This is a genomic window from Rhodospirillaceae bacterium (genome assembly GCA_018660465.1).
Classification (GTDB): Bacteria; Pseudomonadota; Alphaproteobacteria; order Rhodospirillales; family JABJKH01; genus JABJKH01.
Window position 1 is genome coordinate 51,219 of sequence record JABJKH010000029.1, and the last position, 9,084, is coordinate 60,302.

At 48.8% G+C, this 9,084-nt stretch carries 6 protein-coding genes; all 6 read right to left on the reverse strand.

Features of this window, described 5'->3' with window-relative positions:
* Nucleotides 1-4 precede the first annotated feature (4 nt).
* The 6 genes from HOM51_05580 to HOM51_05605 all read right to left on the reverse strand — a co-directional run bounded on the left by HOM51_05580 (nucleotide 5) and on the right by HOM51_05605 (nucleotide 8,984).
* Nucleotides 5-1,750, reverse strand: a complete 1,746-nt coding sequence (locus tag HOM51_05580) for a cyclic nucleotide-binding domain-containing protein (GenBank protein MBT5033973.1) — start codon at nucleotides 1,748-1,750, stop codon at nucleotides 5-7.
* Between the two features lie 34 nt (nucleotides 1,751-1,784).
* A complete protein-coding gene (locus HOM51_05585) occupies nucleotides 1,785-2,822 on the reverse strand; it encodes a hypothetical protein (GenBank protein MBT5033974.1) in 1,038 nt (345 codons plus the stop codon).
* A gap of 128 nt (nucleotides 2,823-2,950) precedes the next feature.
* Nucleotides 2,951-4,237, reverse strand: a complete 1,287-nt coding sequence (locus HOM51_05590; GenBank protein ID MBT5033975.1) for a 2Fe-2S iron-sulfur cluster binding domain-containing protein — start codon at nucleotides 4,235-4,237, stop codon at nucleotides 2,951-2,953.
* 105 nt (nucleotides 4,238-4,342) lie between these two features.
* On the reverse strand, nucleotides 4,343-5,866 hold the full coding sequence (locus HOM51_05595; protein MBT5033976.1) for a hypothetical protein: 1,524 nt from the start codon (nucleotides 5,864-5,866) through the stop codon (nucleotides 4,343-4,345).
* Nucleotides 5,867-5,930: 64 nt separating this feature from the next.
* The gene (locus HOM51_05600) at nucleotides 5,931-7,850 is read right to left on the reverse strand and encodes a hypothetical protein (GenBank protein MBT5033977.1); all 1,920 of its coding nucleotides are present in this window, start codon (nucleotides 7,848-7,850) and stop codon (nucleotides 5,931-5,933) included.
* 390 nt (nucleotides 7,851-8,240) lie between these two features.
* Nucleotides 8,241-8,984: a hypothetical protein gene (locus HOM51_05605; GenBank protein MBT5033978.1), complete on the reverse strand. Its 744-nt coding sequence runs from the start codon at nucleotides 8,982-8,984 to the stop codon at nucleotides 8,241-8,243.
* Between the last annotated feature and the right edge of the window lie 100 nt (nucleotides 8,985-9,084).

Consider the following 9,084-nt stretch of genomic DNA (forward strand, 5'->3'; position numbering starts at 1 on the left):
AATCCTATCGGTTCAACCAACGGGACAAGGTCCCACGGTGGCGCATATTCATTCGTATCAAAGCATCATGCGGACAGGCGCGCTGACACGCCGGACCGCCGGGTTGATCCAAGCACAAGTCACACTTGGTGGCTTTCATAACTGTCGTCCCGGCAGCTTCATCCAGAATAAAGTCGCCTTTGTCGTCGCGAATTTCGACCATCCGGATGTTATCGTACGGGCAATTATTCGCACACGTGGTACAGCCAATACACGAATCATCATTGATAACGACCTGCCCACCAAGGGCACTTCGGTGAATAGCACCGGTCGGACAGCCCAGCATGCAAACTGGATCAGCACAATGCATACAGGCATTGGCGACCATGAAGTTACCAAGTCGGCGACCATGGCGGTTAAATCGGGGATTGTTGTTATGGCCAACGGTACAGGCCTCGACACAAGAATCACAGCGCACGCAGCGGTCCAAATCGATCAACATTGTCGCCGTGCCGTTGATGTAACGATTGTCGACAAGAAATTCCAGAAGCCCGGTATTAATGGACGTCTCAATACTGTATGAGCCAACAGAATCTGGGTGAACACCGCTCACAATTGGTTGGCTTGCACCACCATCACTGGGACCAAAAGACTTTGGCAAGCGGTCTTCCGGAATGGTCGGTAGAACAAATTCTTCGATAATAGAGGTTGGCACCCTAAGGATGTCTGTGTATCCCACTGAACGAATGGTATTTTGTAGGCCCACGGGTTCATCATTACGCCAGTTGTGAACGATCTCTTCAAACCCGTGAATGGCCCCTCGACCAATGTAGCGCAACGTCTGGTGACCGTGATTGACTTCTGAACTGACACGCGCAAAGCCTGAGCGAAGCATCATCAACCCATCAGGGTAATCCCCCTCGCGGGCAATAATTGGTTCCTTCGCCAATCTTTCGGCAGAAGGCTGCGTAACGAACCGCTTATAAGACGTGTGCCAATCGAAATCGCCAAACGTCTCAAACAAGGTCTTTTCAGCAATTTTGTCGATAATATCGTCGCTCAGGTGCCTGAACACGGGGGTTTGTTGAATATGGGTCTTAAGGCTTCGTTCACGGTAAAGTTTATCAATATGCTCCCGAAATTCATCGATCCGACGGCGGATATCGCGAATGCCTTGCCGTCGAATTTCAAGAACCTCGGCATCGCCATCCGCATAAATGGTCGTCATTCGAGGAGACCGCGCCAATGCGGCAATCTCGCCAAACATTTCGCCAGGTCCCAACAAGACCGTCCTGTCTTCATCCAGAACCTGCGGGACGCCTTGTAAGAAGATATTTGTACCGGTGTCTTTAGTTGACGAACTTGCTGCTCCCTTTTCATAACGGGAAATGTCTCGCGATTCTGGCAGCTTGGAATTGTCCCAAAGCTGGGAAAACGCACCCCAAAAGCTTTTTTCTTCGTCTTCTTCTTGACCCAATACGGAGGCTGGCAATCCAGGTGGAAGGACAACACGTACCTGGCCGGAGATCACCAGAAAAGCTGATGTCCCATAATCACCGACGCGCACAACAATGTCGCCCCGCTGATATGTATTCAAGCAAGTGTCATTTTGGATTATATCGTGAAGCGAGGCGGATTCTGGAAACTTTGCCGCATCCATATTGACGAATGGCTGCGCATCCAGAATCCTGTCAACAACAGCATTGCCCATGTCGGGACTAAACGGATTATCCCAGCGCTGCGGACGCTGTATCCTCGTTGCTCCCGCCATTATCCCGTTCCTGCTTTACCGCCCTTCAATCCCCTTATGGTATAGCCTCGCCCATATACTTGGTTGGGATCATGGCATCGATCGCGGCCATTTTGCTACCATCGTACTTCGCCGAAAATGCACGTGCGGCTTTCTGAACGCCATCAGCCGCTTTGGTTAGCGGACCTTCGTTATTCAGTTTTAAGCCAGCGCTATTAGCAGCGGCGAGAATGGCCTTGAGTTCAGGCGCTGCGACAGCACCAGCAATTTTCTCCATCACTTTTCGCGCAGCAGACGCCCGTGTGGCCATTGCAACGGCAAAGCGTGCCTTTTGCGTGGCCTTTGCAACGCCCCGAAGAGCGTATTCAAGGTCCAACGCCATACCGACGACATACATCATCCGTTTGCGGTTTTTGGAAGCTTCGTTGTTAGCTTTAGAGTACCAAACATTGTGACGAACTTCGCCTTGGCTCCAAGCAACGAGATCAAATTTACTACCCGCCGGATGTCCACCGACGTTGACCAATTTTTCATTGGGAACCGTGTGGCAGCTATAGCAATTTTGAGCAACGTCATACAGTCGAGACGGACGGATCATGCCGGCTGCCTCAGACTTCTTATAACGTGATACTTTATGTTCGGGCTTCTCAGTTGCAGCCGTAACGCCTTTGCCACCGAATTCGCTGTGAACATCAATCCAATCCTTACCGGCGCCGTGACACGATTCACATGTGATGCCAGCGATTGGCTTAACCCGCTTACCTTTTTTTGCCGAAGTGAAGTGACATGTTAAGCAATCACTTCCTGCCTTAATCCGTTTCAGCCCCATTGCCTTCGCAATTTTTTTGGCAGATTTCTTACGCGGCAACGTTTTAAAGCTGGTTGCGTGGTGCGTTGCTTTCCATTTTTGGATGGACGTTTTATGGCACTCACCACAGGCATCGGGCCCCTTTACTGATCCGGGATCAAGCCTCAGTTTTGCAGCAGCCTGCGACGTGCTGGAACCTCCAAGCACCGCAAGGCCAAAGCAGAAAGAAAACACGAGTAAGCTCAAAACCCGAATTGATCGACGAACGTTTCCTTGGAATTTCATTTTTGACCTCCCTTATTGATACTGGTCTCCCCGTGGTCTTTTCGCGCCGGGGATGCAACCGTTGTTTTTTTTAGTCTAAGGAAAATGGATGGATTTTCCAACCATTGTCCTGAATTTAGCGCAATTTTTTAGGCGTCCAACACTAAGTTCTCTTTTGGAACACAGATACATGTCAGACAGGACCCTTCTTCAGGGGCCGAACCGGGCTCGATGCTGTAGGAAACATCGCCGGATTTTACCGCTGTGATACAGGTACCACAATTGCCCGCGCGGCACCCAGATTCCATATTAATGCCGTTGTCTTCAGCAAAGTCCAAGATTGATTCCGCACTGCCGTCCCATTTCAAAGTTTTTCCGGACATGGCGAATTCGACGTTGATTTCCGGCGCGTTGGCATCGGCAGGTTTAGCTTCTGCTTTCTTTTTCGGCTTAACACTGGCCGGGCCAAAGGCTTCAAAATGCACACTCGAATCAGGAACGCCCCATTCCTTTAGATCCGTTGTTACGGATGACATCATGGGCGGCGGGCCACACATGTAGTAATCAAAATTACTCGAGGGAAGAACACGCTTGAACAAATCTACGCTGACTCGCTCCGCATGCTGATAATCTGTGCCTTCGATATCGTCATCGTCAGGGTTGCTGTAACAAATGTGCAAATGGATATTTTCGTTTTCCCGCTCCAAACGTTCCAAATGTTCTTTCATCATATGTTCGGCTTTATTGCGAAGACCTAGGAAGAAATAGGCTTCCCGCTTTACGCCGGATTCGACGATCGAGTTGATCATGCTCATAACGGGCGTGATCCCAATGCCACCCCCAATGAGGACGACAGGGGTCGTTTTATTCATATCCATGTAAAAATGCCCACTCGGCGCCTTTACATCGAGAATATCGCCCTCTTTCAGGATCTCATTAAAGAAAGTCGAAGACCGACCGGGTGAAAGTTCGGGTTTGTCTCTCGGTGGCGGGACTTTCTTGATGGAAACCCGATAGTGGTCCGGGTCTAAGGGTGAATCTGATAACGAATAACACCGGACGAGAGGTTTCTGTTCATCAGGCAATCTAAGTTGAAATGTTAGATACTGACCAGGCTGGAAAGGCGGTAACTTTTTACCATCGTGAGGGACCAGATAAAACGAATGAACCCCGGGGGCTTCTGGAACCTTCTTCTGAATTTCAAATTTTCTAAAGCCGTTCCACGATAGCTCGGACCGGTCTCGTTCAACACCGGCTTGCGCCATCGTCGTTTGGACCCGTGCTCTTAGTAAATCCAACTGAATATCATGTCGAGCTTTCTCATGCTCAAGCCGTCTTACTGAATGGATCACCATCAGGAAGACCTGGGTAACAACGGCGGCAACAATAACGAAGCCGACGAACTGGATAACGATTGGAGATACGAGCCCTGTCATCAATTTACCAGACGTTATTTGTTTTATAATTGGGCGAAGACTGACCTATCTTTTTGTCTAAATTTTGACAGCATCCACCAGTACGAACATAACCTCGTTAATTTCTTAATAGACAACCTGGAGTTCAAGACGCACGCCTGAATTATTAGTACCACCTGTACGAAATGCGTAGAATGACTCAGCTTGAACTTGGAAGTGAGATCCAATTGCCTGTTGCAATTGAACACCAATGCCAACCGAATTCCGCGCATCTTCATGGTCGTTGTAATTAAGGCGGCCTGCCAATTCTAAGATCATATTGCGACGTGTATGATCCCAAAATGCCTGGTATCCAGTTGCAAAACCAATGTTGTCATCCGTAAAGGGGCTAATTTCTGCGCCATAAGCTCCCATATTTGGCGATGCAAACATGATTCCTAGGGAGCCGAGAGGGCCTCCAGAAATAGGTTCGCGCCCTAACTGGCTGTATTGCCCAAAACTCACAAATGGATTGAGGTAGAAAATATCATCTGATCCAGGCACTGTCGTTGAAAGTTCAGTAGATAATAGCAACCCATCAGCTACCCCCCGACTGTTGTCACCAGGCGCGATCGAAAGGTTTGCACGGAGCGCCGTTGACCAATTGCCAACGCGTTGAATGGCTGCCAATCCGAGATTCAACTGATCCCCGGTACCATCGTTATCCTCATACGCATAGGCCATATCAAAATTATACGTAGTATTGTAAGTATCTGCGGAGCCGAATATTCCGTATAGAGACGCGTCTACGCCAGAATCCCCAAGCGGGCGATCCAGCGAATCCCAAGCATACAAAAAGCTCAAGCGCATTCCAGAAACACCTGGAATAGAAATAATGTTGTTTCGAACGACACCAACCGCGTCCAGCGTATCGTTGATCATGATGCCTTCTTGGAAGTTGATGACCTGGCGACCGATTGTGAAACCCCAATCAATTGGCTTCGTACCCATTATGTCAGCATTCGGGAACAGGCTTCCAAAATCACCTTCAAAGAAGAACGTCGTAACATCAAAATTTAGCGCGGTCGTAAAACCTTCATCACGGCCATCAAAAGTTTGCCGTGTAAATTTTCCAAATCTGTTTGCATCCAAAGGCCGAATACCGAATACAAGTTTCTCCGTTCCGGTCAATTGCAGGTTCGCAAATAGATCAAGTCTGTTCGCCCATTCGGACTGATTATTCGTCGCCCGGTTGTTGAAATGCTGAAGAGCTGTCCGATAGATCATGAACGCCCAGAGGCGCGGTTGCCAAACGGCACCAGTTCCAATTTCAAATCCAGCACCCAAATTACCGGTATCTAAAAATGGATCACCAAGTTCAATCGCCAGCTTAGGCCGAGCCGGAATTTCCCCGACACCTTGAAACGGTGTTTTTTCCGTTGAGAGTTTGATTACCTCAAATCTGTCTCCAAGGGGGAACAGGCTTCTTAAGCCTTTCGTACTTGTATTTGACTCTGGGAAAAAATCGGGAGCCCCATCTACGCTTGGGCTTTTACCAGATCCTCCGCCAGCGAACGCCGTAGACGCAGCCCCTAAACTTAAGGCAGCCGCAAGAATAGCGCCTTTAACAAATGAAACCGACTGGTCTTTTCGCTCATGCACGCACTTCATTCGCGAATTCCCCCCTTCTTAAACTTTCATGCGAACCAAACAATTCGCTTGTTAAAAATTTTAACTATTTAACCTTCAACAACGCGCTTTTTGCATTATCAACGTTAAACGTTAATTCTTTTGACCAAAGCGTCATGACGCCACCAATCAATTTGGCACCTAACTCCGCAGCACTGTATCCGTAATCAAAACCGACATCTTGAATGGCGATGACGATATTGGCTGGAATGGGTTGCGACTTCAGCATGACCTTAGCGGTGTAAGGACCTTTACCGGTCAATTTACTTGGATCAATAAAGTACTCTGCCCAACGGTGTCCCAACGGCTCAATGCCTCGCAGGTGATTCCGTTCCGTCGTTGGTTCCCCCGTGAACACAAGCGATTGTGTCGACGGCAACACACGCGGCAGGGAGATCACAGGATAAGGAATGGGAATAATATGCTCAATTTCCCCACCCCGACCGTTCTGCGTCACGAACCGCGACTGCAGACTGAACAGATACGGGTCTTTTTTCATCTTACCCGCGTGGACATAGAAAGAGTGACCATCCAAGAGGTCAAAGTTCGGGTCACGATGGCCAGACCGGAAAACCATTTTGCCATTCCGGTCACGAACTTGGATATGCAAGAATAGAACACGCTCACCAGTGAATCCGGTCGGAACATTATGTCCGTCAGTTCCACTTGCGACTTTAACTTCGAACTTAATCCCGTCCTTAGAACTGGCCAAAGTTGTCTTCACATCTTGAAGTAAATAGCCGTTCCGAAGAACCTCGTAGCGCTTTCCCTCAGCCCATTTAAGGCGCTTGAACTGGGTTTCAAGAATTTCACGGGCATCGTAGCGATCATCAACCGATTCCCAACGTTTCGGGAATTTGGTTTTATCGGTGACCTTATCTTCGAATTTGTCTGTGCCCCAGCCTGCCTTATGATCAAAGACCAGCCACTCTTCCAAGGTCGCCATTTCTTGGGCGTCCGTATTATGCGGGAAGATACCGGGATGAATAAGTGAATAGTCAGGACCAGCAAAGAAATGATTCGCTAAACGACGCGGCTTGGTCGGAACACCACCAACAACCGCTGCCGGACCCATTTCATAACCGGACTTCTTGCCCTGGATTTTGCCCATGTGGCAGTCCTGACAGGTTTCGCCACGCTCGGCGGCGGGGGACATCCGGTATTCGCTGAACGCCTCTTCCAATCGGAAGCCATTAAACAAGGTCACGTCATGACAGGAGCCACAGAAGCTCGACGACGACATGTGGTTGAAGCCTTTAGATGAAATATGAATTTGACGACCTGCCTCGCCTTCCTTGGTCACAACCCGATATTTATCCTTATTATTCAGAACCCGCTCCATCTCGGCATTGCCAAGCGGGCCATAGACAGGCTTGAGCAGACTTCCTTCTTCAAGGTCCAAACGTCCACTCACCTTATTATAACGCTTGTTGATCCGGTGACAGACCATGCAGGTAATGCCCTCACGAGAGGTCGGATGACGTTTTAAGTTCGACATCCGCGGGTTTTCACCCAAGTTCGCGCCCACAGGACTATGGCACCGAAGACAGAAGTCGCCGTTGGTTCCATTCGAAAGCTGAAGAATTTTATTGCTGAGTGAGAGATAAGCCGGACTTAGTTGTGAATATGAATGCTGTGAAACAGCCCATTCGTTATATTGCTTCGGATGACAGGTCCGACATGTCGCCGCTGACGGGTATTGAGTTTCCGCTGCCAGAGCTTCATGAGCTTTCTTCGTGCTATCTTCAATGGTTTCAGTGTCGCGTTTCACTTCCTTCGCGCCACCAACTTTGCCACTGTCGAGCAAAAGGTCATCACCGCCTTTTTGTGCAACCTGTTTCCCAGCATCTAGGGGAATCTCCGCACTCTCAGCAACAGGGATTGCTATCAGCAGTGCCCCAACCAAAATCGCAGAAAAAATCGAAAGCCCATTCCTCATAATTTTACGTCCATTCACCAGACTCATTTTTATCACCTCTTGGAAAAGTGTAACTTCCCCCACTTAACCAAGCACACCCGGCGCATATTTATTTTTTTAATTTTGCGCCGAAAACATCCTCAAACCGGCTCACCACTTACTTTAACAAAAGCAGGTTACCGCACTCTTATCACCGGGGCTATTGTGAATAACTGCAATAAATGTGTCCACGTTAAACCGTCGACACGTATTGTTTTTTTTGCCACACAATATCTTGGAATGATCATGCTTGCGCCCACCATATATGGCAACCATTAAAGATAAGTTAGGAGGGTTTATAGGCCCGATTTTTCATTTCAGCAATTTCCAACACAAAAGTGTGACAAAAATACAAAATTAAGTGCCTATTATCCCACTACATGCGAAAGGAAAGAGGCGTTAACAGCTATTTTTTCGGTGCGCCTGATGCGCCGGAATGATACCTCGAATCGACATCCTTTTTAGCACCGCATCATCCGTCGCTGCACATACTGAATTCAGACGAACCAGCATATCGGAAACGATAGTTTCTGCGTAATACCAGTTCGCTAATTCAAAGTCCGTCGCGACCCCTGGTTGGGCCAAGGCAGATTCAAAATAGAACGCTTTTAGATCGTCGATGCAAAGCTTGACGGCCTGATATCGTGGCATTCCTGATAGCGGTAAAGGCGCATCTGTGTCTTCAATGAAATCAACTAAATAACGAACAATTACGTCCAATTCTAAATTCGCAATGCCGAACGTCGTTCGCCCAAGTTTCTTCTCTGCCGTATCGTGCCAAGGGCGCAGTTTATCAATTTCCTGCATCACCGCAGTAAACGGGTCCACATTAACATCAACGGCGTCCATGCCTGGGCCAAAGTCGACAGGGCATGTCCATCCTTCTAGGTCAGCCTTGGGACCGGGAGCCGCTTCAGTCCATTCCTCCAATACAGGCCCCTTATCACGGGTCAGCAAATTTAAAGTTTCAACAAGCACGCGCTTTTGAAATTCAGGCTCATTCGGCGCGCCAAAAGGTCGCCCCAGTTCAAACGGTGTTAATAACGCCCTTGGCGGATTGATTTGTAAGGTGTGTTCCCGAACCAGACTGATCTGCGTCGTCGCGAACCCTGCTCGTTCTAAGAAATGTCCAAGGCCGCCCACGGCGCCCGTGCAGGACGGTCAGACGGGACAGAGGACAATTGCCGTCACGTTATCCTTCTTCAAGGTGCGGCTAATTTCCTCAATATTCGGCTTCATTTTA

Coding starts and splice junctions, on each gene's coding strand:
- HOM51_05580 (MBT5033973.1), bottom strand. CDS start 1,750: ATGGCGGGAGCAACGAGGATACAGCGTCCGCAGCGCTGGGATAATCCG.
- HOM51_05585 (MBT5033974.1), bottom strand. CDS start 2,822: ATGAAATTCCAAGGAAACGTTCGTCGATCAATTCGGGTTTTGAGCTTA.
- HOM51_05590 (MBT5033975.1), bottom strand. CDS start 4,237: ATGACAGGGCTCGTATCTCCAATCGTTATCCAGTTCGTCGGCTTCGTT.
- HOM51_05595 (MBT5033976.1), bottom strand. CDS start 5,866: ATGAAGTGCGTGCATGAGCGAAAAGACCAGTCGGTTTCATTTGTTAAA.
- HOM51_05600 (MBT5033977.1), bottom strand. CDS start 7,850: ATGAGTCTGGTGAATGGACGTAAAATTATGAGGAATGGGCTTTCGATT.